The sequence below is a fragment of the Pseudomonas sp. LBUM1661 genome, assembly GCF_059695925.1.
On sequence record NZ_CP166794.1, the window covers coordinates 6,492,770 to 6,519,152 of the forward strand.

Here is a 26,383-nt window from a genome sequence, read left to right on the forward strand (position 1 = left end):
AACCTCGCAAACGCATGTCGCCGCATTGTTCCACAAAGGTTGTGAAAGCAGCAACGAGCCGGCCAACCTTATGTGCACTCTTGTGAAAAGTCCGTATTCTGGACGCCTTTCTACAGACTTTTCAGCGAGTAACTGCAATGCGGCTGGCTTTATTCGACTTGGACAACACGCTTCTGGGCGGTGACAGTGACCACGCCTGGGGCGATTACCTGTGCGAACGCGGCTTCCTCGACGCCGTCGCCTACAAGGCACGCAACGACGAGTTTTACCAGGATTACCTGGCCGGCAAGCTCGATAACGATGCGTACCTGAACTTCTGCCTGGAAGTGCTCGGTCGCACCGAGATGGCCGTGCTGGATCAGTGGCACCTGGATTACATGCGCGACTGCATCGAACCGATCGTGCTGCCCAAGGCTATCGAACTGCTGGCCAAGCACCGTGACGCCGGCGACAAACTGGTGATCATCACCGCCACCAACCGCTTCGTCACCGGGCCGATTGCCCAGCGCCTGGGCGTCGAAACCCTGATTGCCACCGAATGTGAAATGCTCGAAGGCCGATATACCGGGCGCAGCACCGACGTGCCCTGCTTCCGTGAAGGCAAGGTGACGCGGTTGAATCGTTGGCTGGAAGAGACCGGGTTTTCGCTGGACGACAGTTATTTCTACAGCGACTCGATGAATGATTTGCCGCTGCTGGAGCAGGTGACGCATCCGATCGCGGTCGATCCGGACGCGAACCTGCGCGCTGAAGCCCAGAAGCGTGGCTGGCCAGTGATCAGTCTGCGCGACTGAAGACGCCATCGCTGGCAGGCCAGCTCCCACATTGGAATGGCGTTTTCCTGTGGGAGCTGGCCTGCCAGCGATTGGGTCGAATCGATCTCAAGCCTTAAACCGGCTTGGCGCCCATCAGCCCGGCAATGGCGATAAAGCAGACAAAACTGAACAGCGCCAAGGCAAAGGTGAATTTGCCGTTGCCTCCCGGCGCGGTGCGCAGCTTGTTAAGCCGCACCAGCAACCAAAACCAGCCCAACGCTGCCACGGTGTACAGCACACTCGAAGCCAGCAACCAGGTCTGCCCCAACGGCCAGCCCACCAGGTGCACCATCCACCAACCGGTGAACGGCATGCTCACCAAGGCCAGCCCCATCAACAGCCAGACAAACACTCGCGGTCGCTGCAAGGTGCGGCCCGCCGCCGTCGCGTCGCCACTACGCCGTGTTTGCCAAACCCATATCGCCAAGCCCAGTGCGCAGCCCAACAATATTGCCGTCGCTGCGGTGTGCGCCATTTTCAGGGCGGTTAACGTTTCCATTGTTCGAGTTCCTTATAGCCTGCCCATCAGCGTAGCCGTTCAGCCGAGAAACAGCTGATAGGCCGGGTTGTCACTTTCGTCCCAGTACGGGTAGCCGATTTCTTCCAGCGCTGCCGGCACCAGATGACGTTCGTCGTGAGGCACTTGCAGGCCGGCGACCACACGGCCATCCGCCGCACCGTGGTTGCGGTAGTGGAACATCGAGATGTTCCAGCGCCCGCCGAGCTTGTTGAGGAAGTTGAACAGCGCGCCCGGACGCTCCGGGAATTCGAAGCGCAGAATTACTTCATCGACCACATGCGCCGCTCGGCCGCCGACCATGTGGCGGATGTGCAACTTGGCCAGTTCGTTGTCGGTCAGGTCGATCACCGGGAAACCCTGATCGCTAAGACTGGCGATCAGCGCACTGCGTGGGTCGGTATCGGGATGCGTCTGCACGCCAACGAAAATGTGCGCTTCGCTGCCGGTGTTGTAGCGGTAGTTGAATTCGGTGATCTGGCGCTTGCCGATGGCTTCGCAGAACGCCTTGAAGCTGCCCGGCTTCTCGGGGATGGTCACGGCGATGATCGCCTCGCGGCCCTCGCCCAGTTCGGCACGCTCGGCGACATGGCGCAGGCGGTCGAAGTTGACGTTGGCGCCGGAGTCGATGGCCACGAAGGTGTGCCCGGTGACGCCGTTCAGCTCGACGTACTTCTTGATCCCGGCCACGCCCAAGGCGCCGGCAGGTTCGGTGATCGAGCGGGTATCGTCGTAGATGTCCTTGATTGCCGCGCAGATCTCGTCGGTGCTGACGGTGATCACCTCATCGACATAGTCTTTGCAGATGTCGAAGGTGTGCTGGCCAATCTGCGCCACGGCGACGCCATCGGCGAAGAGGCCCACAGTCGGCAGCACCACACGCTCGCCAGCGGCCATGGCGGCTTGCAGGCAGTTGGAATCGTCCGGTTCGACGCCGATGATTTTGATTTCCGGGCGCAGGTACTTCACGTACGCCGCGATGCCGGCGATCAGCCCGCCGCCGCCCACCGGGACGAAGATCGCATCCAGGCGCCCAGGGTGCTGTCGCAGAATCTCCATCGCCACCGTGCCCTGCCCGGCAATGGTGTGCGGATCATCGTAAGGGTGAATGTAGACGTAGCCTTTTTCGTCGACCAGTTTCAGCGAGTAGGCCAGGGCTTCGGGGAACGAATCGCCGTGCAGCACCACTTTGCCGCCACGGGAGCGCACGCCTTCGACCTTGATCTCGGGCGTGGTCTTGGGCATGACGATGGTGGCTTTCACGCCCAACACCTTGGCCGCCAGGGCCAGGCCTTGCGCGTGATTGCCCGCCGAAGCGGTGACCACGCCGCGAGCGCGTTCTTCGTCGCTCAGCTGCGTGAGCTTGTTGTAAGCGCCGCGAATCTTGAACGAGAACACCGGCTGCAAGTCTTCACGCTTGAGCCAGATATGATTGCCCAGCCGCTCGGAGAGCTGGCGAGCAGTCTGCAATGGGGTTTCTACGGCAACGTCATAAACGCGCGAGGTGAGGATCTTTTTGACGTACTGTTCGAGCATCGGAAAGCATCACTGAGCGGGTTGGGCAGGGCCAAGGAGTCTAACCCGCCTTCCGGCCGCACGACCACACCTGTAGGAGCGGGGCTTGCCCGCGAAAGCGATCTTACTGTCAACATTTATGCTGGATGTGACGGCCTCTTCGCGGGCAAGCCTCGATTCTACAGGTAACCGTGACGGGGTTCAGGCAATCGTCACGACCTGCCAATCGGACAATGACCTTCCCCGCCCCGACGCCTATAATGCCGGCCTTTCGTTCCCCTCTTCGGCACCTCGGAGCCCGCATGACCCAGGATCAACTCAAACAGGCAGTGGCTCAGGCCGCCGTCGACTTCATCCTTCCGAAACTCGACGACAAGAGCATCGTCGGGGTCGGCACCGGCTCCACCGCCAACTGCTTCATCGACGCGCTGGCCCAGCACAAGGGCGCATTCGACGGCGCGGTCGCCAGTTCCGAAGCCACCGCAGCGCGCCTCAAGGGCCACGGCATTCCGGTGTATGAGCTGAACACGGTCAGCGACCTGGAGTTCTACGTCGACGGCGCCGACGAAAGCGACGCGCACCTGAACCTGATCAAGGGCGGCGGCGCAGCCCTGACCCGCGAGAAAATCGTTGCGGCCGTGGCCAAGACCTTCATCTGCATCGCCGACGCCAGCAAGCTGGTGCCGGTGCTCGGCGCGTTCCCACTGCCGGTGGAAGTGATCCCGATGGCCCGCAGCCACGTGGCCCGCGAGCTGGTGAAGCTGGGCGGCGACCCGGTTTATCGGGAAGGCGTACTGACCGACAACGGCAACATCATCCTCGACGTGTTCAACATGCAGATCACCAACCCGGTGGAGCTGGAAACGCAGATCAACGCGATTGTGGGCGTGGTCACCAATGGGTTGTTTGCAGCGCGTCCGGCCGACTTGCTGCTGCTGGGCACCAGCGAAGGCGTGAAAACCCTGCGCGCCGAGTAATTCAGACACGCCGATAAATCTGTGGGAGCGGGCTTGCCCGCGATGAGGGCATCACATTCAACATCATTGTTGAATGTTAGTCCGCTATCGCGGGCAAGCCCGCTCCCACAGTTTTTGGGGTGTTGGTCAGGGTTGCGCTGGTTTCTTGAAGACGTAAAACAGGTTCGGCTCGCTGACCAGGTACATCGTGCCGTCGTCATCCATGGCGATCCCTTCTGCTTGCGGCACGGTCTTGCGCAACCCCTGACGGCCCTTGTTCAACGACATGGTGCTCAACGGTCGCCCGTCCACATCCAGTTCCAGAATCAGCCGCGACTCATCCGACAGCGCCAGCAGATGGCCGCTGCGCTCATCGTATTGCAGGCTCGACAGGTCTCGCACGAACATCCCGGCATCGCGCTTGGGGTTGTTGACCACGTGCACCGCGTAGGATTTTTCCGGGTTGTAATGGGGAAAACCCTGCACTTCGTAGATCAGCATCGGGTCGCGCTCCTTGGCGACAAACAGCCGCTTGCCCACCGAATCGTAAGCCAACCCTTCAAAACCCTTGTTGCCGCTCATGTGCACGCCGAGGGTCATCTGCTCGGCATCCGCCGCGTCGAGGAAGGTGGTGTCCTTTTCCAGATGAATCTTGATCAGCCGCTGCTCGCGCTCGTCGGTGATCACGTACGTGTCGGCGCTGATGAATTCCACCGCCTCCGGATCGCCGAAGCCGACCAGCGCGACGCGCCGAACAATCTGCCCGTCCAGCGACAGCTCGATCAGCTCGGAGTTTTTGTTGGTGACGGTGAACAGGCTTTTGCGCACCGGATCGAAGGTCAGTGCCGACACATCGTCGTCCAGGCCCTCGATGACGCGCGCCTCGACAGCGACCTGATACTGATCCAGTCCGATGGACAGCGTGCTCATGGGTTGCCAGGCCGTCTGCAGATTGAACCAGGCGCGTTCGAACAGGCGCAGGTACTGACCGATTGCGATCAACACGATCAGTGCGATCACCGACAGGACCAGTAACAGGGGTTTGGGACGGGCAAATCGACGCATTAGGGCGGGCTCGGATTCAAGACAGGCGGATGAAATATCACGCCTGTCTGAATTGAAGCTTAATGGCCATTAGCCCGCTCCTACAACAAAGCATCGACATTCCTACAAATTCAGGTCAGCGCTGCTTTTCGAAACGGTAGAACAGGTTCGGCTCGCTCACCATATAAAGCGTGCCCGCCTCGTCCATGGTCACGCCTTCGGCGCGGGGAATGGTCTTCTTCAAACCATTGAAGCCACCCAGCAAGGTCATGAAACTGACCTGTTCGCCCTTCTCGTCCAGTTCCAGCAACAGGTGCGAATCGGCAGACAACACCAGGGTGTGGCCAGTGCGTGGGTCGATGGCCAGGGCTGACAGGTTGCGGATGTCCAGTTCGTCACTGGCGAGTTTCTGCTTGTCGCCGGTGAGGGTCTGGCCGTCGGTGCTTTTCCAGGTGAGCAGCGCCGGTGGACGTTCTTCACCCAGCAACATCTGCTGATTGCGCGCGTCCCAGACGATGGCTTCGAAGGCCTTGTTCTGGTCTTTTGAAGGGCCGAGGTCGTATTTCGGGAAGCTGGCGATGTTGAGCTCGCGGGTGTCGGCATCGACTTTGACGATAGAGAGCAGGTGCTCGCGCTCATCGACGATGGCCAACAGACCGTTGCCCATCACCGTCACCCCTTCCGGGTTGCTCCAGCCTACCAGCGGCATTTTACGCAGCACATCGCCTTGCAAGGTCAGTTCAACCAGGAACGGATTTTTACCCATGACCGAAAACAGGGTTTTGGTCTGTGGATCGTAGGCCAGGTCCGAGGCTTCGTCCTTTTCCATGCCCGGCAGCAGCTTGGCGTCGATCACCGCCCGGTAATCCGGCAGCCAGATACTCTCCTGGCGTTCGGCTGGGCTTTCGAAGCGCTCCAATACCCAAAGCACGCCACGGTCATCCCAATGCATCGCAAACGCAAGGCCATACGCGGCGGCGGCCACCAGCAAAAGCCAGGAATACCAGCGCATGGCAAAGCGTGAGCGGCGGGCAGATTTCAGCGTGGGCAGCGGTTGGGTGGCCATCGGGGAATGCGTTCCAGAAATTCAGGTATTTGTAGGAGCTGGCTTGCCAGCGAAGAGGCCATCAACTTCAACGATGATGTTGGCAGACCGGCCGCTTTCGCTGGCAAGCCAGCTCCTACAGGGGTTTTGCGTTGGTTTAGCGCACGCTGCTGGTGAAACGGCTGGCGCCTGGCAGCTCCAGGACAATTTCGTCACCGACGTTCAGCGGACCGACGCCCACCGGCGTGCCGGTCAGGATCACATCACCGGCCTGCAGCGAGAAGCAGCCGGCCATGTGCTGGATCATCGGCACGATCGGGTTGAGCATCGCGCTGCTGTTGCCATCCTGGCGAACTTCGCCGTTGATGGTCAGGCGAATGCCGATGTCAGTCAGGTCGGCGAAGGTGCTGCCGGACACGAACGGTGCAATCACTGCCGCACCGTCGAAGGACTTGGCGATTTCCCAGGGCAGGCCCTTGGATTTCAGCTCGGCCTGCTTGTCGCGCAGGGTCAGGTCCAGGGCCGGGGCGAAACCGGAGATGGCGTCGAGCACCTCTTCGCGGCTCGGCTTGGTCGACAACGGTTTGCCGATCAACACGGCGATTTCCGCTTCGTAGTGCACCGAACCCCGTTCGGTCGGAATACTGAAACCGCCTTCCAGCGGCACCACGCAGCTGCCTGGCTTGATGAACAGCAGCGGTTCGGTAGGCACCGGGTTGTCCAGTTCCTTGGCGTGTTCGGCGTAGTTACGGCCGATGCACACCACTTTTCCCAGTGGGAAGTGAATACGCGTACCGTCGACATACTGGTGCTGATAGCTCATTACCGACTCCTGTTTCGTAGCGCTTGAATTCAACAGTCAAACAGCGAAAATTTTGCCCGGGTTCATGATGCCGTTCGGGTCGAAGACCGCTTTGACGGCTTTCATGTACTCGATCTCAACCGGCGAACGGCTGTAGGTCAAGTAATCACGCTTGGTCATGCCCACGCCATGTTCGGCGGAAATCGAACCGTTGTACTTCTCGACGGTTTCGAACACCCACTTGTTGACGGTCGCGCACTTGGCGAAGAACTCGTCCTTGCTGAGGTTTTCTGGCTTGAGGATGTTCAAGTGCAGGTTGCCGTCGCCGATGTGGCCGAACCAGACGATTTCGAAGTCAGGGTAGTGTTCGCCGACGATCGCATCGATTTCCTTGAGGAACGCCGGGACTTTCGACACAGTGACCGAAATGTCGTTCTTGTACGGCGTCCAGTGGGAAATGGTTTCGGAGATGTACTCGCGCAGCTTCCAGAGATTTTGCAGCTGGGTTTCGCTCTGGCTCATCACGCCGTCCAGCACCCAACCCTGCTCGACACAATGTTCGAACGTTTCCAACGCGTGGTTGGCCACTTCTTCGGTGGTCGCTTCGAATTCCAGCAGCGCGTAGAACGGGCAATCGGTTTCGAACGGTGCCGGCACATCACCACGCGCCATGACTTTCGCCAGGGCTTTATCGGAGAAGAATTCGAACGCGGTCAGATCGACTTTGCTCTGGAATGCGTGCAGCACCGGCATGATCGAGTCGAAATCGGCGGTGCCGAGGACCATCGCGGTGAGGTTTTTCGGGGCCCGGTCCAGACGCATGGTCGCTTCGACCACGAAACCGAGCGTGCCTTCAGCGCCAATAAACAGCTGACGCAAATCGTAGCCGGTGGCGTTCTTGATCAGGTCGCGGTTGAGTTCCAGCACATCGCCCTTGCCGGTGACAACTTTCATGCCTGCGACCCAGTTACGGGTCATGCCGTAGCGAATGACCTTGATCCCGCCGGCATTGGTACCGATATTGCCGCCAATCTGGCTGGAACCTGCCGAAGCGAAATCCACCGGGTAGTACAGGCCTTTTTCTTCGGCGACATTCTGCAAATGCTCGGTGACCACGCCCGGCTGACAAACGGCGGTGCGATCGGTCATGTTCACATCGAGAATCTGGTTCATGTAGTCGAACGAGACGACCACTTCACCATTCGCCGCCACGGCAGCAGCAGAAAGCCCGGTGCGACCGCCGGACGGCACCAGCGCGACCTTGTGCTCATTAGCCCAGCGGACAATGGCCTGGACCTGTTCGGTGGTCTTGGGAAACACGATGGCGCTCGGAGCCGGGGCGAAGTGCTTGGTCCAATCCTTGCCGTAAGCAGTCAGGGAGTCGGCATCGGTCAACACCTTGCCAGGCTCGACCAGGGTCTTCAGCTCTTCAATCAGGACAGGATTGGTCATCGACAGAACTCTCGAACAATTCATGGTCATCCTGAGAACGCTTCACGTCGCAGGAATGAGTGTTTAGCGGGGTGCATATGCTAGCATACCGACCCCGCAGCATAGTGCCCAACGGCTGTTCTGCGGTAACGGCTTTCTTGCCGTTCGGGTCAGCGTCTGTTGACCATTTCCTGCCATTTTTCTCCGGGATACAGGTTTACGCAGATGAGCAAGACTTCTCTCGATAAGAGCAAGATCAAGTTCCTTCTTCTCGAAGGCGTCCACCAATCGGCTGTCGACGTTCTCAAGTCGGCGGGCTACACGAGCATCGAGTACCTCACAGGTTCTCTGCCGGAAGCCCAGCTGAAGGAAAAGATCGCTGATGCGCACTTCATCGGCATTCGCTCCCGCACTCAACTGACCGAAGAGATCTTCGATCACGCGAAAAAGCTCGTGGCTGTCGGGTGTTTCTGCATCGGCACCAACCAGGTCGACCTCAACGCGGCTCGCGAACGCGGCATCGCGGTGTTCAACGCACCGTACTCCAACACCCGTTCCGTGGCGGAGCTGGTGCTGGCCGAAGCGATCCTGTTGCTGCGCGGCATCCCTGAGAAGAACGCCTCCTGCCACCGTGGCGGCTGGATCAAGAGCGCGGCCAACTCCTTCGAAATCCGTGGCAAGAAGCTGGGTATCGTCGGTTACGGCTCGATCGGTACGCAACTGTCGGTCCTGGCGGAAGGCTTGGGCATGCAGGTGTACTTCTACGACACCGTGACCAAGCTGCCACTGGGTAACGCGACCCAGGTCGGCAACCTGCACGAACTGCTGGGCATGTCCGACATCGTCACCCTGCACGTTCCGGAAACCGCTGCCACCCAGTGGATGATCGGCGAGAAGGAAATCCGTGCCATCAAGAAGGGCGGCATCCTGATCAACGCCGCTCGCGGCACCGTGGTCGAACTGCAAGCCCTGGCGGACGCGATCAAGGACAAGCACCTGATCGGCGCGGCCATCGACGTATTCCCGGTGGAGCCTCGCTCCAACGAAGAAGAGTTCGAAAGCCCGCTGCGTGGCCTGGACAACGTGATCCTGACCCCGCACATCGGTGGTTCCACCGCTGAAGCGCAGGCCAACATCGGTCTGGAAGTGGCCGAAAAACTGGTCAAGTACAGCGACAACGGTACGTCGGTGTCCTCGGTCAACTTCCCGGAAGTGGCGCTGCCGGCTCACCCTGGCAAGCACCGTTTGCTGCACATCCACGAGAACATCCCGGGTGTGATGAGCGAGATCAACAAGGTCTTCGCCGAAAACGGTATCAACATTTCCGGTCAGTTCCTGCAGACCAACGAGAAAGTCGGCTACGTGGTTATCGACGTAGACGCCGAGTACTCGGAAATGGCGCAAGAGAAGCTGCAGCACATCAACGGCACCATTCGTTGCCGCGTGTTGTTCTGATAGCGACTTGAGCGACAAAAAAAGGAGCCCCTCGGGGCTCCTTTTTCATGTCCGCGGTTCTTTATTCCGAGCAGGTTACTTCACGTTGACCGTGATCTTCTTCGACACGATGGGTGGATCGAACGGCAGGTGGCCGCTGTCGCCCAGCTCCAGCTGCAGGGTGTGCTTGCCCGGTGCCAGTTTCACTTCAGCCTGGGTTTGCGCCTTGCCGAAGTGCATATGGTTGGGATCATTTGGAATCGGCGCGCCCGCCGCTGGCAGTTTGTCGACATCGATCAGCAGGTGGTGATGGCCGGTGTTCTTGGTCACATCACCGGCCGGTGCCAACGCGATGTCCTTGACGCCGAATTTGACAATGAAGGTTTGCGCAACAGTGGCTCCGTCCTCGGGAGATACGATGAACACTTCGGCACCTTTCGGGGCCGGCGTGGCAGCACTGGCCAGGACCGAAACGCCCATCAACAGGCCGGCCAATGCTGCTCGTGACATAAAGGTTTTCATTCTCTTCTCCAGTTTTTTCGTAAAATCCGCGTGACCGCCACAACTTCACGGCCATTCGTTGTCGAAGGCACTCGACAACCATAGCAAAGCGAGCCTGAATCAGAGCATCGCAATAATGAATTCAAAGGAGTGACCATGCGTTTTTTGCCTGGCCTGATCTGCCTGCTACCCCTTTTGAGCCCTTTGGCTCATGCCGAACTGATTGACGATGTAAACGATCGCGGCGAATTGCGCATCGCTCTTGAGGCTAATACACCGCCGTTCAATTTCAAGGACGACGGCAAACTAACAGGCTTCGAAGTCGAACTGGGCCAACTGTTGGCCAATGAACTGGATGTACGGGCTGACTTCGTTGTCACCGACGCCAGCGATCTGTTGCCCGGCGTCGAAAGCGGCAAGTACGACGTCGCCATCAATCACATAGCAATGACCCCTGATCTCAAGGATCGTTTCGATTTCAGCGAACCTTATAGCTACACCGATGCGCAATTGATCGCGCAAAAAGAACAGCAGCCACGGTCGATGGTGCTGGTGCAATCGCTGACGGAAGAGAAGCCCAAGGACGGTCCGGTCGTGGGCCTGGCGATTCCGTTCCAGAAGGGCAACCCGGCGTTTCACGCCAGCCTGGAAAACGCCTTGCAGCGGATCAAGGCCGATGGGCGACTGGAAGCGTTGTCGCAGAAGTGGTTCGGGGCGGACACGAGTGTGGCGCCCAAACCCTGATTTCAAGTAGGCGAGTAACCCTGTGGGAGCGAGCCTGCTCGCGATAGCGGTGTGTCAGTCAAAATCTTCGTGACTGACAGACTGCAATCGCTAGCAGGCTAGCTCCCACAGTGGTTTGGAGTTGGATGTTAGAGGAGTGTTGCCAAAGACTGCGCCGCTTCAGCCAACTCCAGCTCGCTGAAGACTTGCACACCATGACGCTTGAGTAGCGCCGCAGTAACGCCCTCACCACGGACCTTCACGCCACTGAACGTCCCGTCATAGGTCAGCATATTCCCGCAGGACGGACTGTTGGCCTTGAGCACGGCAATCCGGATGCCGTGCTTTTGCACCAACTCCAGCGCTTGATAAGCCCCCGAGAGAAACTCGGCACTGACATCCGCGCCGTCGGTGGTGATCACTGAGGCGTGGCCATCCAGCACCTCACCGCCCTGCCCGCCCGGGATTTCCGCCGCGGCCCTCGGTGTCGGCAAGCCACCGGCCACTTCCGGACACAACGGCACGACCCGACCTTCGTCGAGCCACTGTTGAAGCTGATCGAACGGCCCGCTGGCCCCGCCGTCGTAACGCACGCGGTGGCCCAGCAGGCAGCGGCTTACCAGAATTTTCTGCATGATCAGAACGGCTCGTTGCCGCGACGCCGGAACCAGCCGGTCAACGACAGGCGCTCGCGCGTCGCGGGCAGGACTTCGTGGGGCACTTCACCCGAGAGGAACACCACCAGGCTTCCGCCGGCAGGCACCACATCGTGTTCGACGCCGTCGGCCAGGTACATGCGCAACTGGCCGCCGTGCTCGGGCAGCCAGGCGTCATTGAGGTAGACCACTGCCGACACCATGCGCCGATCATCATCGCGGAAACGGTCGACGTGCTTGAGGTAGAAAGCACCGGGCGGGTACAGGGCGAAATGGCTTTCGAAATCTTCCAGGCCCAGGTACAAACCGCGATTCATCGCCTCGCGCAGGCTGTCCATCAGCTCCAGATAACTGTCGCACGCCAGCGCCTGACCGGGATCGATCCACTGGATATGGTCGCCTCGAATCCCCTCGCGGATCTCCGATGTCGGCCCGCGCCCCACAGCCGCCGGCGCCAATTCACCTTCGGCAGAACGTTTACGGCACTCGGCCGCCAGTTCCTGGGTCAGACCCAGAGGCAGGAAAATATTCTGCTGCGACCAGCCGTGTTCAGCCAGGTCGTCGACGATACGTAACAGCAGCGGGTGATCAGAGGGTATTTGCATGATGCGCATAGTATTCCTGCGCCTGTAAATCCGACAGAGCCGCGCAGCGGGTTGATACGAATTCTCGACAAGTACGAAGGCCACACGGAGAATAGTCGCCTGCTGACAGGAGTCCCTATGCGCCGTTTGCTTTTCTCACTGTTGATGTTCTGCGTTATGCCCGCTTGGGCAGACGGCCACGACCAGTTGTACAAGGTCGCCGGCTGGCCAGAACAACGCGCGCATTTTAACGACGCACTGTCGGCCGCTCAGCAGCGTTACCAGAACAGCCTGCCGCCGGCGGTGTTCCAGGCGTTGGTCAACAACAGCAATCAGCGTTTTGCACCCCAGGCCGTGGACCAGCGCGCCGAAGCGCAATTGCGCAAAACCCTCATCGATCCGAAGCCTGCGTTGACGTTCTTTCAATCGCCGCTGGGCAAGAAAATCGTCGCCGCCGAACTGCTGGCGACCCGCCGCGATCAACTGGCAAAAAACGCCAAGGGCTTGCCGAAGATGCAGGCCACTGACAGCCGCATGCTGATCATCGGCCATCTGGCCCAGGCCCTGCCCGCTCGCGAAGCCGGCGCTGAAGTGAGCCTGGCGATTGCCGGCGTCGCGGCCGACAGCCTCAGCTCGATGATCCCCGGTTTGCTCGGTGGTGGTCAGGCACAAGGCATGTTGAACGGACAGCGCCAACGCTTGATGGACCAGATCGGCAGCGACCTGAACAACACGCTGCTGTATGTCTATCGCGACCTGTCGGATGACGAACTGGAAGAATTCGCCACGTTTGCCGAGTCGGCTGAGGGCAAGGCTTATTACCAGGCGGCGCTGGCGGCGATTCGCGCGGGGTTGGCGGTGGGGCAGGATACGTCGAGTCTTCGGCAGTAATCCTCAGCGCCTGATAAATTGCTTTCGCGGGCAAGCCTCGCTCCTACAGGGGAACGCGATCAACTGTAGGAGCGAGGCTTGCCCGCGAAGAGGCCCTTACGGTCGCTAAAGATTCCTGCCCCTGATCCGCTTCGTCAAAAACCCGAAATACTCCCCCCGCAACGCCAGCGTTTCATTCGCCAGATGATGCCGCGCCTGCGGCAGCATCAATACCTGCGGCCGATCAAACTTGCCCCGCAGCACCTCAAGGTTGTGCTCCCAATCCACCGTCATGTCCGCCTGCCCCTGCACAATCAGCGGTCGCCGCGTGCTGCCCGGTGCAGCCTCGATACGCTTGATCCACCGCGCCAGCGCACCGACCCAGACCGTCGGCAAGCGCAGTGGTTGCAACGGATCGGCTTGCAGGAACGGTAAGAAATCCGGGTCGTTGGAGTTCTCGCTGAAGCGCCGGGCGATGGCTTTGACGAACGGCTTGAGCAGGTAATAGCTGAGCTGCGACCAGCCCCAGGCTCGCGGCCTCACCAACGGCGACAGCAGAATCACTTGGCCCTGGGCCGGGCTGCTGGCGCCCTGGTTGAGCACATGATCGATCACGATCGCGCCACCCGTGCTTTGCCCGCACAGGTGCCACGGTTGCGGCAGTTCAAGGGACAACGCTTCCGCGAACAACCCTTGCAGCGTGTCCTGATACTCGGCGAAATCCTTGATGCTCGCCCGTTCGCCACTGGACAACCCGTGCCCCGGCAGGTCGCAGGCAATCACTGCAAAATCCTGGTCCAGCGCCCACTCGATCACGTGCCGGTAGAGCCCGGTGTGATCGTAAAAACCATGGAACAAAAACAGCGTGGCTTTCGCCCGCTCGGGCCACCAGACCTGACTGACCACGTCATAACCATCCACCGCAAAACGTCCCAGACCGCTGCGCAAATCGCGTCCCGGAAAATCCAGCCCATAGAACCGCTGGTAAGACAGCGCTTCCACCGACAACGGCTGCCCCTCGGCCAATGGCCGCAGGCTGGCACGCAGATGATCGGGGTCGAAAGTGGCGGACATGAGCAAATTCCAAAACCTGAAACAGACTTTATGGGACTGCGATATTCATCTGTCGCGGCAAGCATGGCAAGCTGGGCGACCTTCGAGGATTCAAACCCATGCGCCCGGCCTACCGCACCACACTGCTTGCCAGCCTGCTCGCCCTCGTGTGCGCCGGCGTCCTGTGGGCCGCTTACGACTGGTTTCAGGGGCGCTACCTGCGAGCATTCAGCTCACACACTGCCGTATTCTCCGGCGACCCGTTGCGCCTGCCCGACAACCTCGCCGGCCCCGGTGCCATCCGCCTCGTGCACTTCTGGGACCCGGCCTGCCCGTGCAACGTCGGCAATCAACAGCACCTGACCGAACTGGTTGAGCACTATGTACCGCAAGGCGTGGAGTTTTATGCGGTACAAAAGCCCGGCAGCCATGGTCAGTTGCCCAGCACGTTGAGCAGCCTGAAAAGCATCACCGTACTGCCCGGTTCCGAACAAATCCCCGCCAGCCCGGCGGTGGCGATCTGGGATCGCAGCGGCAAACTGGCGTATTTCGGCCCGTACAGCGAAGGCCTGACCTGCAACTCGAGCAACAGCTTTATCGAGCCGATCCTGCAAGCGCTGAACGAAGGCCGCACCGTGAATGCCACGCACACACTCGCGGTGGGGTGTTACTGCCCGTGGCCGATCGAGACAAAAGTCGACACCAAGCAGTAGCGTTCAGGAGAGGCGAATCCCTCCTAAGTGCGATGGTCCGGTCGGCAAGCCGTGCTAAAAAGTGGCGCCAGGGAACTGCTGTCACTCAATACAAAAACAAGGAATCACCATGAAACGTAGCCTGACCGTTCTTGCCGTGCTGATCGTCGTGCTCGCCGCAGGCAGCGGTTGGTACGTGTACAGCAAGCAGCCGTCACGCCAGGGCCTGGTTGAGCTGCAGCACCTGCAAGGTTCGGTCACGGTGCGCTACGACGAGCGCGGCATCCCGCACATCCGCGCCGACAACGAAACCGACCTGTACCGCACCCTCGGTTACGTGCATGCCCAGGACCGGCTGTTCCAGATGGAAGTCCTGCGCCGACTCGCGCGCGGCGAGCTCGCCGAAATCCTCGGCCCGAAACTGCTCGATACCGACAAACTGATGCGCAGCCTGCGCATCCGCGAACGCGCCGAAACCTATCTGGCGAACCTGGACAAACAGTCGCCGACCTTTATCGCCATGCAAGCCTACCTCGACGGTATCAATCAATATCAGGACAGCCACCCGAAACCCGTAGAGTTCGATGTGCTGGGCATTCCCAAGCGTCCGTTCACCGCCCAGGACACCATCAGCATCGCCGGCTACATGGCCTACAGTTTTGCCGCCGCGTTTCGTACCGAACCGTTGCTGACCTTCGTGCGTGATCAGTTGGGGGCCAACTACCTGACTGTGTTCGATCTCGACTGGCAGCCCAAAGGTGTGCTCAACGGCAGCCTGCCAGCCCTCGCCAGTGCCGACTGGAAAGACCTCAATGCCCTCGCCCGTTTGAGCGAACAGGCGCTGGCCGACAATGGCCTGCCACAGTTCGAGGGCAGCAACGCCTGGGTCGTCTCCGGCAGCCATACCAAAAGCGGCAAGCCGCTATTGGCCGGCGACCCGCACATCCGCTTCTCCGCGCCGTCGGTGTGGTACGAAGCGCACCTTTCGGCGCCGGGTTTCGAACTCTACGGTCACTATCAGGCCTTGATGCCGTTCGCCTCCCTGGGGATGAACCGCGACTTTGGCTGGAGCATCACCATGTTCCAGAACGATGACCTTGACCTGATCGCCGAGAAGGTCAACCCGGACAATCCCAATCAGGTCTGGTATCGCGGCAAATGGGTGGACATGGTGTCCAGCGAACAGCAGATCGCGGTCAAGGGTCAGCCACCGGTAACGCTGGTACTGCGTCAATCGCCGCACGGCCCGATCGTCAACGATGCGCTGGGCAGCAACGTCGGCAAAACGCCGATCGCCATGTGGTGGGGCTTTCTCGAAAGTCAGAATCCGATCCTTGAAGGTTTCTACCAGCTCAACCGCGCCGACACCCTGGCCAAGGCTCGCAGTGCCGCCGCCAAGGTCCAGGCCCCGGGCCTGAACATCGTCTGGGCCAATGCCAAGGGCGATATCGGCTGGTGGGCGGCCGCGCAGTTACCGAAACGTCCGGCAGGCGCGCGCCCGGGTTTCATCCTCGACGGCAGCACGGCCGAGGCGGACAAGGACGGCTTCTACCCGTTCAGCGCCAATCCACAGGAAGAGAACCCGGCGCGGGGCTACATCGTCTCGGCCAACTTCCAGCCGGTGTCACCAACCGGCATGGAGATTCCCGGCTATTACAACCTGGCGGATCGGGGCCAGCAGCTCAATCGCCAGCTCAGCGACAAAAACATCAAGTGGGACCTGGACGCCAGCCAGAAGCTGCAACTGGGCACCACCACTGCCTACGGTCCGCGGTTGCTGGCGCCGTTGCTGCCGGTGTTGCGCGAAGTGGTGAGCGTTCCCGCCGAACTCAAACTGGTGGAGCAACTGGCCCAGTGGAAAGGCGACTACCCGCTGGATTCCACCAGCGCCACGCTGTTCAACCAGTTCCTGTTCAACCTGGCTGACGCGACGATGCACGATGAGCTGGGCAATGACTTTTTCGAAACGCTGCTCTCGACCCGAGTGATCGACGCCGCATTGCCGCGCCTGGCCGCAACCGCCGACTCGCCGTGGTGGGACAACCGCAACACCCTCGGCAAGGAAACCCGTGCCGATACGGTCAAGGTGGCGTGGCAAGCAAGCATCGCTCACCTCAAGACCACGCTGGGTGCGGATTTCGCGCAATGGCAGTGGGGCAAGGCGCACACGCTGACCCATGGTCATCCACTGGGCCAACAGAAGCCGTTGGACCGGATCTTCAATGTCGGACCGTTCGCGGCGCCCGGCACTCACGAAGTGCCGAACAACCTCTCGGCCAAGATCGGCCCGGCACCGTGGCCCGTGACCTATGGCCCATCGACCCGGCGCCTGATCGACTTCGCCGACCCGGCCCACAGCCTGACCGTCAACCCGGTTGGCCAGAGCGGCGTGCCGTTCGACAGCCACTATGACGACCAGGCCGAAGCGTACATCGAAGGGATCTACTACCAGGCGCATCTCAATGATGAAGAAGTCACGGCCAATACCCGCAGCACGTTGAAGCTGTTGCCGGCGCGGTCTGCTCAGTAGATTCCTGTTGGCCAATCCGACGCCTTCGCGGGCAAGCCCGCTCCCACAAGGATCTCAGTGAAGACAGGTTTTGTGCACGCCATAAAACCTGTGGGAGCGGGCTTGCCCGCGATTGGGCCCGCAAGAACAACACAAATTAATGGCTCACACCATCGCCGCGAAGTTCAACCTGAACTGCTGCGGCGTCACCCCCAGCCTGCGGTTGAACACACTGCGCATGTGCTGGGCATCGCGAAACCCGCACTGATAAGCCACGGTCTTGAGCGGCGAGCTGGTGCTTTCGAGCAGCACCCGCGCCGCATCCACCCGCGCCCGCTCGACGAATTCCGCCGGGGTGATTTTCGCTTCTTTGACGAACACCCGGGAAAAGTTGCGCGCGCTCATGTTGGCGGCGTTGGCCAGGTCGGCAATCGTCAGGTCGCCGGTGAGGTTGGCCAACACGTAAAGCTGCACCAACGCCACCGCCGACGTCGGTTCAGCGTGTGGCGTGAGGAACGGGCTGAACTGCGATTGCCCGCCCGAGCGCTGAGTGAACACCACCAGCCGCTTGGCCACGCTCAAGGCCACTTCCGGCCCATGATCCCGACCCAGCAGGTACAACGACAGATCGATGCCCGCCGTAACCCCGGCCGAGGTGAACAGCTCGCCGTCCTGCACGTACAGGCGATCCGCGTCGACCTGCGTCGAAGGACACAACGCCGCCAGTGCCGCCGCATCGCCCCAGTGAGTGGTCACCGTTCGCCCTTCGAGCAATCCAGCCCGCGCAAGCATGAACGCGCCGTTGCAGATCGAGCCAAAGCGCTGCGCCAGCGCACAGGCATCGCGCAGCCAGGCATCGAATGCCGCGCCGAAATTCATGAACGGCAACTGCGGCCCACCGGCCACCAGCAGCAAGTCATAGGCCTCCAGCGCTTCGCTGAAATGCCGATGGGCATTGAGTGACAAGCCGTTGGAGCAGGCCATCACCCCACGCTCGACCCCGATCACCTCCAGCCGATAGTGATCTTCCGGTGCCAGGAACCGATTGGCTTCGGAAAACACATCCATGGGACCGGTGACATCCAGCGACTGGACGCCTGCGAACACCACGATGGCAACGGTTTTACTCATGGCAGGATTCGCCTTCCAGGTATTGAAATGAAAGTCAGCCATCACGCGACTTGTAGCAGCTGTCGAACGCAGCCTCGCAGGCTCGGCAGCTGCTACAGGGGGTGCGTGTATCCTGATTCAAACTTAGCGAATCCGCGCGCAACAAGCGAGGTTGGCGCGATATGCAGGTTCATTGGCAAGGATCGCAGCCATGGATCGATTGTCCGGTTTCGAGTGCGGGAACAGACTTGACCCATCAGCGCCGCCACGGCGTTCCCCACGAGGAAAGCACCATGAGCAGCACCATCGCCGGCATCAAAATCCCCGACAGCGCGTTGGCCAAGGCCACCACTGAATACATTCGCGACGTCGAATCAGACCTGCTGTATCACCACTCGCGCCGAGTGTTTCTGTTCGGTGCCTTGAGCGGCGAACGCAAACAACTGGCCTACAACCCCGAGTTGTTGTACGTCGGCGCAATGTTCCATGACTTGGGTCTGGTGGAAGGTCACCGCACTGACAATGAGCGTTTCGAAGTCGATAGCGCCAACGCCGCCAAAGCGTTCCTCCAGCCTTATGGTTTTTCGGACGACGATATCGAGCAGGTGTGGTTGTCGATTGCCCTGCACACCACACCGGGCGTGCCGCAACACTTGCGTCCGAACGTGGCGCTGGTGACTGCCGGTGTCGAGATGGATGTGCTGGGTATCGATTACGCCGCGTTCCCCGCCGTGCAACGTGAGGCGGTGGTGCATGCGCATCCACGGGGCGAAGGGTTCAAGGAATGCATCCTGTGTGCGTTCGCCAATGGCTTCAAACACCGGCCGGACACCACGTTCGGCACCGTGAACGCGGACGTGCTGGTGGACAGCGAGCCGGGGTTCAAGCCGATGAATTTCGTCGAGATCATCCGCAAATCACCTTGGGTGTCCTGACCACCAAAAAACTTGTGGGAGCGGGCTTGCCCGCGATGGCGGAATACCAGACAACATTGATGTTGAATGTACTGACCCCATCGCGGGCAAGCCCGCTCCCACAGTGATTTGGGTTGACTACGGAGTCGTGGTCAACCTCGCTTCAGGCTCAAGCCGCTTCCGGCGCCTGCTGTGCGCGACGCACGTCCGGTTGTTTCCAGGAGTCGGCAGCGCTTTCTTCGATGGCCTGCTGGATCGCACGTTTGCGACTTTCTTCGGCACGGCGGCTGAAGAACCAGACCAGGAATGTCATCAGCGATACCGCCAACAGAATCAGGCTGGCCACAGCGTTGATCTCGGGTTTCACGCCCAGGCGCACCGCCGAGAACACTTCCATCGGCAAGGTCGTCGAACCCGGCCCGGACACGAAGCTCGCCAACACCAGGTCATCCAGCGACAGCGCGAAGGACATCATGCCACCGGCACCCAGCGATGGCGCGATCATCGGGATGGTGATCAGGAAGAACACCTTCCACGGCCGCGCACCGAGGTCCATGGCCGCCTCTTCGATGGACAGGTCCAGCTCACGCAAGCGCGCCGACACCACCACCGCCACATACGCCGCACAGAACGTGGTGTGGGCGATCCAGATGGTAATGATGCCGCGTTCCTGTGGCCAACCGATCATCTGCGCCATGGCTACGAACAGCAGCAACAGCGACAGACCGGTGATCACTTCGGGCATCACCAACGGCGCCGTCACCAGGCCACCGAACAGCGTACGGCCCTTGAAGTGGGTGATACGGGTCAGCACGAAGGCCGCCAGCGTACCCAGCGCCACCGCTGCCACCGCCGTGTAGCAGGCGATTTCCAGCGAGCGCACCACCGAGCCCATCAGTTGGGTGTTGTCCATCAAACCGACGTACCACTTGATCGACCAGCCGCCCCACACCGTCACCAGTTTCGAGGCGTTGAACGAGTAGATCACCAGGATCAGCATCGGTGCGTAGATGAACAGCAGACCCGCTATCAACATGAAGCTTGAGAAACGGAAGCGCTTCATTCTTTGCCCTCCATTTCTTTGGCCTGACTACGGTTGAACAGGATGATCGGCACAATCAGGATCAACAGCATCACCACCGCCAGCGCAGACGCCACCGGCCAGTCGCGGTTATTGAAGAACTCTTGCCAGAGCACTTTACCGATCATCAGGGTTTCCGGACCGCCGAGCAGTTCCGGGATCACGAACTCACCGACTACCGGAATGAACACCAGCATGCAGCCGGCAACGATGCCGTTCTTGGACAGCGGAATGGTGATTTTCCAGAAGCTGTTGAAGGTGCTCGAACCGAGGTCCGATGCGGCTTCCAGCAGACTGTTGTCGTGCTTCACCAGGTTGGCGTAGAGCGGCAGGATCATGAACGGCAAATAGGAGTAAACGACACCAATATAGACAGCGAGGTTGGTGTTGAGGATCTGCAGTGGCTCGTCGATCCAGCCCATGGTCATCAAGAAGCCGTTCAACAGACCGTTGTTGCTGAGGATGCCCATCCACGCATACACGCGGATCAGGATCGCGGTCCAGGTCGGCATCATGATCAGCAGCACCAGCACCGTTTGCATCTCTTTGCGGGCACTGGCGATGGCGTAAGCCATTGGGTAGCCGATCAGCAAACAGAGGACGGTGCTGATCAGCGCCATCTTCAACGAGCCGAGGTAAGCGGCGATGTACAACTCGTCGCCGGCCAGCATTGCGTAGTTGCTCAGGTTAAGCAGCAACTGCACTTTCTGGTCGAGGTAGCTGTAGATTTCGGTATACGGCGGAATGGCCACGTCGGCTTCGGCGAAGCTGATCTTCAGGACGATGAAGAACGGCAACATGAAGAACAGGAACAGCCAGATGAACGGAACCCCGATGACCAGCTGACGGCCACCGGGAATTATTCGATTGAGGCGGCGTTTGAATTTGCGCATGTTCATGAGCGAAGTACCACGCCGCTGTCGTCTTCCCAATACACGTAAACCTGGTCACCCCAGGTTGGGCGCTGACCACGGCGCTCGGCATTGGCGACGAACGACTGGACGATCTTGCCGCTAGGCAGCTCAACGTAGAACACCGAATGGCCACCGAGGTAGGCAATGTCATGCACCTTGCCGCTGGACCAGTTGTAGTCGCAGGTCGGCATGGTCGGCGTCACCAGCAGTTTTTCCGGACGGATCGCGTAGGTCACGGATTTGTCCTGCACCGAGGTGCTGATGCCGTGGCCGACGTAGATCTGGCGATCCAGGTCCTTGCAGGTAATGATCGCGTGGCCTTCGGCGTCGTCGATCACTTCACCTTCGAAAATGTTGACGTTGCCGATGAATTCGCAGACCAGGCGGCTGGTCGGGGTTTCGTAGATGTCGATCGGGCTGCCGATCTGGGCGATCCAGCCCAGGTGCATGATCGCGATGCGCTCGGCCATGGTCATGGCCTCTTCCTGGTCGTGGGTCACCATGACGCAGGTTACGCCGACGCGCTCAATGATCTCGACCAGCTCCAGCTGCATTTGCGATCGCAGCTTCTTGTCCAGCGCGCCCATCGGTTCGTCGAGCAGCAACAGCTTCGGTCGCTTGGCCAGCGAACGGGCCAACGCCACACGCTGACGCTGGCCACCGGACAACTGATGCGGCTTGCGCTTGGCGTACTGCGTCATCTGAACCAGCTTGAGCATGTCCGCGACACGGGCATCGACTTCAGCGGCGGGGATTTTGTCCTGCTTGAGGCCGAAGGCGATGTTCTGCGCCACGGTCATGTGCGGGAACAAGGCGTAGGACTGGAACATCATGTTGATCGGCCGCTCGTACGGCGGCATGTCGGTGATGTCTACGCCATCGAGGAAAATCCGCCCCTCCGTGGGCCGTTCGAAACCTGCGAGCATGCGCAGCAGGGTGGATTTGCCCGATCCCGAACCGCCGAGCAAGGCGAAGATCTCGCCTTTCTTGATTTCCAGGGACACATCGTCCACGGCAATCGTCTCGTCGAACTTCTTCGTGACCCGGTCGATTTTGACCAACACCTGTTTAGGTGTCTGGTCGCCCTCGAGGGCTTTCTTATAGGCGCCGGAGGCAACTGCCATTTACGAAACTCCCAGAAAAAAAGAGTGCAGTTCGCTCAAGGTGAGCCAACCTTGGATAGTTTGAGCCTTGCAGCTATTTACCCGACTTGACCTTGGTCCAGCTGCGGGTCATCAAACGTTGAATGTTTGGTGGTAACTCGATGGACACGTAGGTCTTGTCGAGGACGGCTTGCGGTGGATAAACCGATTCGTCGGTGCGAATGGACTCCTCCATCAGCTTGTCCGACCCTGGGTTAGGGTTGGCGTAACCCACGTAATCACTGACCTGGGCGATCACCTCGGGTTTCAACAAATAATTGATGAAGGCGTGGGCTTCCTTGACGTTGGCCGCATCCTTGGGGATTGCCAGCATGTCGAACCACAGTGCGCCGCCTTCCTTTGGAATCGAGTAGGCGATGTTCATGCCTTTGCCGGCTTCGGCCGCGCGGGCCTTGGCCTGGAACATGTCACCGGAGAAGCCGATCGCGATGCAGATGTCGCCGTTGGCCAAGTCCGCGATGTATTTGGAAGAGTGGAAATAGGTCACGTAAGGCCGCACCGCGAGCAACTTGGCTTCGGCCTTTTTGTAGTCTTCGGGGTTGGTGCTGTTGGCGTTGAGGCCCATGTAGTTGAGAACGGTGGGCATCATTTCATCGGCGGAATCGAGGAACGCTACGCCGCAACTGTGCAGCTTCTTGATGTTCTCCGGCTCGAACACCACATCCCAGGAGTCGATCTTGTCGAGGCCGAGCACTTCCTTGACCTTGTCGACGTTGTAACCGATGCCGTTGGTGCCCCACAGATACGGCACGGCGTACTGGTTACCCGGATCGTTTTGCTCCAGGCGCTTGAGCAGCACCGGGTCGAGGTTGGAATAATTGGGCAGCAGCTTCTTGTCGAGCTTCTGGAAAGCGCCCGCCTTGATCTGCTTGCCGAGGAAGTGGTTGGACGGCACGACCACGTCATAGCCGGTACGCCCGGCGAGCAACTTGCCTTCCAGGGTTTCGTTGGAATCGAAGACGTCATACACCGGCTTGATGCCGGTCTCTTTCTGGAAGTCTGCCAGGGTGGTCGATCCGATGTAGTCCGACCAGTTATAAATATGCACAGTGCCGGCGGCCTGGACACTAACGGCAAGCGTTAGTCCGACGCCGACCAGCAAGGCATTGCGCAACAAAGAAAAAATAGGCAAGTGAAGGTCCTCTAAAATGAGTTGGGCCCAAGTTGCCCCGCGTTACATGACAGCCATGGCTGCCTGACAACAAAACCGGCGCGCAACTTACCCTCGAAAAACCGTTCCAGCAAAACTTTTATACCGATACCTGTAGGAGCGAGCTTGCTCGCGATGGATCTGAGAGCACCGCGGGGTGTCAGGCACCCAGCGTTATCGTTGACGACCATCGCGAGCAAGCTCGCTCCTACAGGGTTTTACTTACTTACCGGATTTGATCTTGGTCCAGCTGCGCGTCAGGATCCGCTGGGTCGCGGCCGGCAAGTCGGCAATCGCGTACAGCTTGGCCAGCACGTCTGCCGGCGGGTAGATGCCTGGGTCGGCGGTAATTTCTTTATCAACCAATGCGGTAGCGGCCGCGTTACCGTTCGGGAAACGTACGGCGTTGGTGATTTCAGCCATGATTTCCGGCTTCTGCAGGAAGGTCATGAACTTGTACGCGCCTTCGACGTTTTCGGCATCTTTAGGGATGGCGACCATGTCGTAGAAGCTGCCTGCACCTTCTTTCGGAATGTTGTAGCTGACTTTCACCTTGTCACCGGCTTCAGCCGCGCGGGACTTGGCCTGGTAGATGTCACCCGAGTAACCCACGGCCACGCAGATGTTGCCGTTGGCCAGGTCGGAGATGTACTTGGACGAGTGGAAGTAGCCCACCGAAGGACGAATCTTCAGGAACAGCGCTTCGGCTTCGGCCAGTTGTTTTTTGTCCTGGCTGTCGGTTGGATAGCCCAGGTAGTGCAACGCCACCGGAATCATCTCGGTTGGCGAATCGAGGAAACTGATACCGCACGACTTCAACTTGGCGGCGTTTTCAGGTTTGAACAGCAGGTCCCAGGAATTGGTCGGTGCATCGGCACCCAGTGCAGCCTTGACCTTCTCGGCGTTGAAGCCAATACCGATCGAACCCCACATGTACGGGAAAGCGTGTTCGTTGCCCGGGTCACTGACCGATACGGCTTTAAGCAGGTCAGGGTTCAGGTTCTTCCAGTTTGGCAACTTGGACTTGTCGAGCTTCTGGTAAACGCCGGCCTTGATCTGCTTGGCCAGGAAGTTGTTCGACGGCACGACGATGTCGTAGCCGGACTTGCCTGCCAGCAACTTGGCTTCCAGGGTTTCGTTACTGTCGAATACGTCGTAAACAACCTTGATCCCCGACTCGGCTTCGAACTTCTTGACGGTGTCCGGTGCGATGTAATCGGACCAGTTGTACACGTGAAGAACCTTGTCGTCCGCCTGAACTGCGCCCGCCATCACGCCCATCAGGGACATGGCGAGGAGGGTCTTGCCAGCTATCTTCATACCTAATGCCTTCATGGGTAATGCTCCAATTTTTCTTTTTAACCACGTGCTCAGCGGCCTTTCCCGGGCACTCCGAACAACCGGTAGTCTGGCAAGATCCAAGGCAGGCTTTCAAGGAAAGACCCATCCTTTGTTTGCTCCGAGCGAAATGCAAACTTCACACCCCGCTCAGAGCCTAGCACTTAGCCCTGCAACGCACTCAGAGTCAGGTCCAGACACTTGCGTGCCTTTGTGACCAACTCATCGATTTCTGCCGGTGTGATCACCAGTGGCGGAGCAATGATCATGGTGTCGCCCACGGCGCGCATGATCAGGCCGTTCTCGAAGCAGAACGTGCGGCAGATCATGCCGGCGCCCTTGCCTTCGTAACGTTTGCGAGTGGCCTTGTCCTGCACCAGCTCGATGGCCCCCAGCAGACCCACCCCACGCACTTCCCCCACCAACGGGTGATCGTTCAGTTCCCGTAGACGCTTTTGCAAATAGGGTGCCGTTTCTGCATGAACGCGCTCGACAATTTTTTCTTCGCGCAGGATGCGGATGTTTTCCAGCGCCACCGCAGCAGCCACCGGGTGCCCGGAATAGGTGAAGCCGTGGTTGAAATCGCCGCCCTCGTTGAGCACCGCGACCACTTCGTCACGCACGATCAGGCCACCCATAGGGATGTAGCCGGAGGTCAGGCCTTTGGCGATGGTCATCATGTCGGGCTTGAGGTCGTAGAAATCGCTACCGAACCACTCACCGGTACGGCCGAAACCACAAATCACTTCGTCCGCCACGAACAGGATGTCGTACTTGGCGAGGATTTCCTTGATGCGCGGCCAGTAGCTGTCTGGCGGAATGATCACGCCACCGGCGCCCTGGATCGGCTCGGCAATAAAGGCACCGACGTTGTCGACGCCGACTTCCAGAATCTTCTCTTCCAGCTGATTGGCCGCCCAGATACCAAACTCTTCCGGCGTCATGTCGCCGCCTTCAGCGAACCAGTACGGCTGGGCGATGTGGACGATGCCCGGGATCGGCAAGTCGCCCTGCTCGTGCATGTAAGTCATGCCACCCAGGCTCGCGCCGGCCACGGTGGAACCGTGATAGCCGTTCTTGCGGCTGATGATGACTTTCTTTTTCGGCTGGCCCTTGATCGCCCAATAGTGACGCACCATACGCAGCATGGTGTCGTTGCCTTCGGAACCGGAACCGGTGAAGAACACGTGGTTCATGCCTTCCGGCGCGATGTCGGAAATGGCCTTGGCCAGTTCAAGCACCGGCGGGTGAGCGGTCTGGAAGAACAGGTTGTAATAAGGCAGTTCACGCATTTGCTTGCTGGCGGCATCGGCCAGTTCATCGCGACCGTAGCCGATCGCTACGCACCACAGGCCGGCCATGCCGTCGAGGATCTTGTTGCCTTCGCTGTCCCAGAGGTAAACGCCTTTGGCGGTGGTGATGATCCGCGGGCCTTTCTCTTTCAGCTGCTTGAAGTCGCTGAACGGGGCCAGGTGGTGATCATTGCTCAGGGTTTGCCACTCACGGGTTTGCGGGTTGTTGCTGGTCATGCGAATTCTCCTAAGGTTTCAGTGGAGGGCGCGGCCA

At 59.7% G+C, this 26,383-nt stretch carries 25 protein-coding genes; 8 read left to right on the top strand and 17 right to left on the bottom strand.

Annotation, left to right across the window (positions count from 1 at the left end):
- Positions 1–137 precede the first annotated feature (137 nt).
- Positions 138–794, top strand: coding sequence for a histidinol-phosphatase (locus ACA057_RS29865; protein ID WP_497344528.1), 657 nt, complete (start codon positions 138–140; stop codon positions 792–794).
- Between the two features lie 94 nt (positions 795–888).
- Here ACA057_RS29865 and ACA057_RS29870 read toward each other — a convergent pair whose 3' ends face one another.
- Positions 889–1,314 carry a DUF2269 domain-containing protein gene (locus tag ACA057_RS29870; RefSeq protein WP_497344530.1) on the bottom strand — a complete coding sequence of 142 codons (426 nt, stop codon included), beginning with the start codon at positions 1,312–1,314 and terminating at the stop codon, positions 889–891.
- Positions 1,315–1,353: 39 nt separating this feature from the next.
- The gene (gene ilvA, locus ACA057_RS29875; protein WP_497344532.1) at positions 1,354–2,868 is read right to left on the bottom strand and encodes a threonine ammonia-lyase, biosynthetic; all 1,515 of its coding nucleotides are present in this window, start codon (positions 2,866–2,868) and stop codon (positions 1,354–1,356) included.
- Positions 2,869–3,149: 281 nt separating this feature from the next.
- Between ilvA and rpiA the strand changes: the two genes are divergently transcribed.
- Positions 3,150–3,824 (top strand): ribose-5-phosphate isomerase RpiA, encoded by a 675-nt coding sequence (gene rpiA, locus ACA057_RS29880; protein WP_497344534.1) that lies wholly within the window; start codon positions 3,150–3,152, stop codon positions 3,822–3,824.
- 126 nt (positions 3,825–3,950) lie between these two features.
- Here the strand turns inward: rpiA and ACA057_RS29885 are convergent, their stop codons facing one another.
- The 4 genes from ACA057_RS29885 to ACA057_RS29900 all read right to left on the bottom strand — a co-directional run bounded on the left by ACA057_RS29885 (position 3,951) and on the right by ACA057_RS29900 (position 8,146).
- Positions 3,951–4,868, bottom strand: coding sequence for an SdiA-regulated domain-containing protein (locus ACA057_RS29885; RefSeq protein ID WP_497344536.1), 918 nt, complete (start codon positions 4,866–4,868; stop codon positions 3,951–3,953).
- A 115-nt stretch (positions 4,869–4,983) separates the two neighbouring features.
- A complete protein-coding gene (locus ACA057_RS29890; protein ID WP_497344538.1) occupies positions 4,984–5,913 on the bottom strand; it encodes an SdiA-regulated domain-containing protein in 930 nt (309 codons plus the stop codon).
- A 136-nt stretch (positions 5,914–6,049) separates the two neighbouring features.
- Positions 6,050–6,715 carry a fumarylacetoacetate hydrolase family protein gene (locus ACA057_RS29895; protein ID WP_007995532.1) on the bottom strand — a complete coding sequence of 222 codons (666 nt, stop codon included), beginning with the start codon at positions 6,713–6,715 and terminating at the stop codon, positions 6,050–6,052.
- A gap of 36 nt (positions 6,716–6,751) precedes the next feature.
- Positions 6,752–8,146, bottom strand: a complete 1,395-nt coding sequence (locus ACA057_RS29900; RefSeq protein ID WP_497344541.1) for a D-2-hydroxyglutarate dehydrogenase — start codon at positions 8,144–8,146, stop codon at positions 6,752–6,754.
- A 204-nt stretch (positions 8,147–8,350) separates the two neighbouring features.
- Between ACA057_RS29900 and serA the strand changes: the two genes are divergently transcribed.
- Positions 8,351–9,580 carry a phosphoglycerate dehydrogenase gene (gene serA / locus ACA057_RS29905; protein WP_102616101.1) on the top strand — a complete coding sequence of 410 codons (1,230 nt, stop codon included), beginning with the start codon at positions 8,351–8,353 and terminating at the stop codon, positions 9,578–9,580.
- A 75-nt stretch (positions 9,581–9,655) separates the two neighbouring features.
- Here the strand turns inward: serA and ACA057_RS29910 are convergent, their stop codons facing one another.
- Complete coding sequence (locus tag ACA057_RS29910; protein ID WP_497344543.1) at positions 9,656–10,081, bottom strand: DUF4399 domain-containing protein; 426 nt, start codon at positions 10,079–10,081, stop codon at positions 9,656–9,658.
- 135 nt (positions 10,082–10,216) lie between these two features.
- Between ACA057_RS29910 and ACA057_RS29915 the strand changes: the two genes are divergently transcribed.
- Positions 10,217–10,804 (top strand): transporter substrate-binding domain-containing protein, encoded by a 588-nt coding sequence (locus ACA057_RS29915; protein ID WP_497344545.1) that lies wholly within the window; start codon positions 10,217–10,219, stop codon positions 10,802–10,804.
- 128 nt (positions 10,805–10,932) lie between these two features.
- Here the strand turns inward: ACA057_RS29915 and ACA057_RS29920 are convergent, their stop codons facing one another.
- Both ACA057_RS29920 and ACA057_RS29925 read right to left on the bottom strand, forming a co-directional pair.
- Positions 10,933–11,418 carry a 2-thiouracil desulfurase family protein gene (locus ACA057_RS29920; RefSeq protein WP_497344547.1) on the bottom strand — a complete coding sequence of 162 codons (486 nt, stop codon included), beginning with the start codon at positions 11,416–11,418 and terminating at the stop codon, positions 10,933–10,935.
- 2 nt (positions 11,419–11,420) lie between these two features.
- Positions 11,421–12,053: a 2OG-Fe(II) oxygenase gene (locus ACA057_RS29925; protein ID WP_497344549.1), complete on the bottom strand. Its 633-nt coding sequence runs from the start codon at positions 12,051–12,053 to the stop codon at positions 11,421–11,423.
- Positions 12,054–12,161: 108 nt separating this feature from the next.
- On the opposite strand from ACA057_RS29925, the gene ACA057_RS29930 reads away from it, so the two are divergent.
- Positions 12,162–12,914, top strand: a complete 753-nt coding sequence (locus ACA057_RS29930; RefSeq protein ID WP_401356112.1) for a DUF2059 domain-containing protein — start codon at positions 12,162–12,164, stop codon at positions 12,912–12,914.
- Positions 12,915–13,019: 105 nt separating this feature from the next.
- Here the strand turns inward: ACA057_RS29930 and bipL are convergent, their stop codons facing one another.
- Positions 13,020–13,967: a phospholipase BipL gene (gene bipL, locus ACA057_RS29935; protein ID WP_497344552.1), complete on the bottom strand. Its 948-nt coding sequence runs from the start codon at positions 13,965–13,967 to the stop codon at positions 13,020–13,022.
- Between the two features lie 98 nt (positions 13,968–14,065).
- On the opposite strand from bipL, the gene ACA057_RS29940 reads away from it, so the two are divergent.
- Together ACA057_RS29940 and ACA057_RS29945 are read left to right on the top strand one after the other, a co-directional pair.
- Positions 14,066–14,659 (top strand): DUF6436 domain-containing protein, encoded by a 594-nt coding sequence (locus ACA057_RS29940; protein WP_497344554.1) that lies wholly within the window; start codon positions 14,066–14,068, stop codon positions 14,657–14,659.
- Positions 14,660–14,768: 109 nt separating this feature from the next.
- A complete protein-coding gene (locus ACA057_RS29945) occupies positions 14,769–17,168 on the top strand; it encodes a penicillin acylase family protein (protein ID WP_497344556.1) in 2,400 nt (799 codons plus the stop codon).
- Between the two features lie 144 nt (positions 17,169–17,312).
- Here the strand turns inward: ACA057_RS29945 and ACA057_RS29950 are convergent, their stop codons facing one another.
- A complete protein-coding gene (locus ACA057_RS29950; protein ID WP_497344558.1) occupies positions 17,313–18,278 on the bottom strand; it encodes a GlxA family transcriptional regulator in 966 nt (321 codons plus the stop codon).
- 272 nt (positions 18,279–18,550) lie between these two features.
- On the opposite strand from ACA057_RS29950, the gene ACA057_RS29955 reads away from it, so the two are divergent.
- Positions 18,551–19,192, top strand: coding sequence for an HD domain-containing protein (locus ACA057_RS29955; protein ID WP_497344560.1), 642 nt, complete (start codon positions 18,551–18,553; stop codon positions 19,190–19,192).
- Positions 19,193–19,340: 148 nt separating this feature from the next.
- Here ACA057_RS29955 and ACA057_RS29960 read toward each other — a convergent pair whose 3' ends face one another.
- From ACA057_RS29960 to ACA057_RS29985, 6 genes are all read right to left on the bottom strand, one after another.
- A complete protein-coding gene (locus ACA057_RS29960; RefSeq protein ID WP_497344562.1) occupies positions 19,341–20,234 on the bottom strand; it encodes an ABC transporter permease subunit in 894 nt (297 codons plus the stop codon).
- Entirely contained in the window at positions 20,231–21,112 is an 882-nt protein-coding gene (locus ACA057_RS29965; RefSeq protein ID WP_415760672.1) for an ABC transporter permease subunit, read from the bottom strand. Before ACA057_RS29965 ends, ACA057_RS29960 begins: the two co-directional genes overlap by 4 nt.
- 35 nt (positions 21,113–21,147) lie before the next feature.
- Positions 21,148–22,290, bottom strand: coding sequence for an ABC transporter ATP-binding protein (locus ACA057_RS29970; RefSeq protein WP_497344564.1), 1,143 nt, complete (start codon positions 22,288–22,290; stop codon positions 21,148–21,150).
- A gap of 73 nt (positions 22,291–22,363) precedes the next feature.
- Entirely contained in the window at positions 22,364–23,461 is a 1,098-nt protein-coding gene (locus ACA057_RS29975) for a polyamine ABC transporter substrate-binding protein (protein ID WP_497344566.1), read from the bottom strand.
- Positions 23,462–23,701: 240 nt separating this feature from the next.
- Positions 23,702–24,799 carry a polyamine ABC transporter substrate-binding protein gene (locus ACA057_RS29980; protein ID WP_497350054.1) on the bottom strand — a complete coding sequence of 366 codons (1,098 nt, stop codon included), beginning with the start codon at positions 24,797–24,799 and terminating at the stop codon, positions 23,702–23,704.
- A gap of 182 nt (positions 24,800–24,981) precedes the next feature.
- On the bottom strand, positions 24,982–26,346 hold the full coding sequence (locus ACA057_RS29985) for an aspartate aminotransferase family protein (protein WP_497344568.1): 1,365 nt from the start codon (positions 26,344–26,346) through the stop codon (positions 24,982–24,984).
- Positions 26,347–26,383 lie beyond the last annotated feature (37 nt).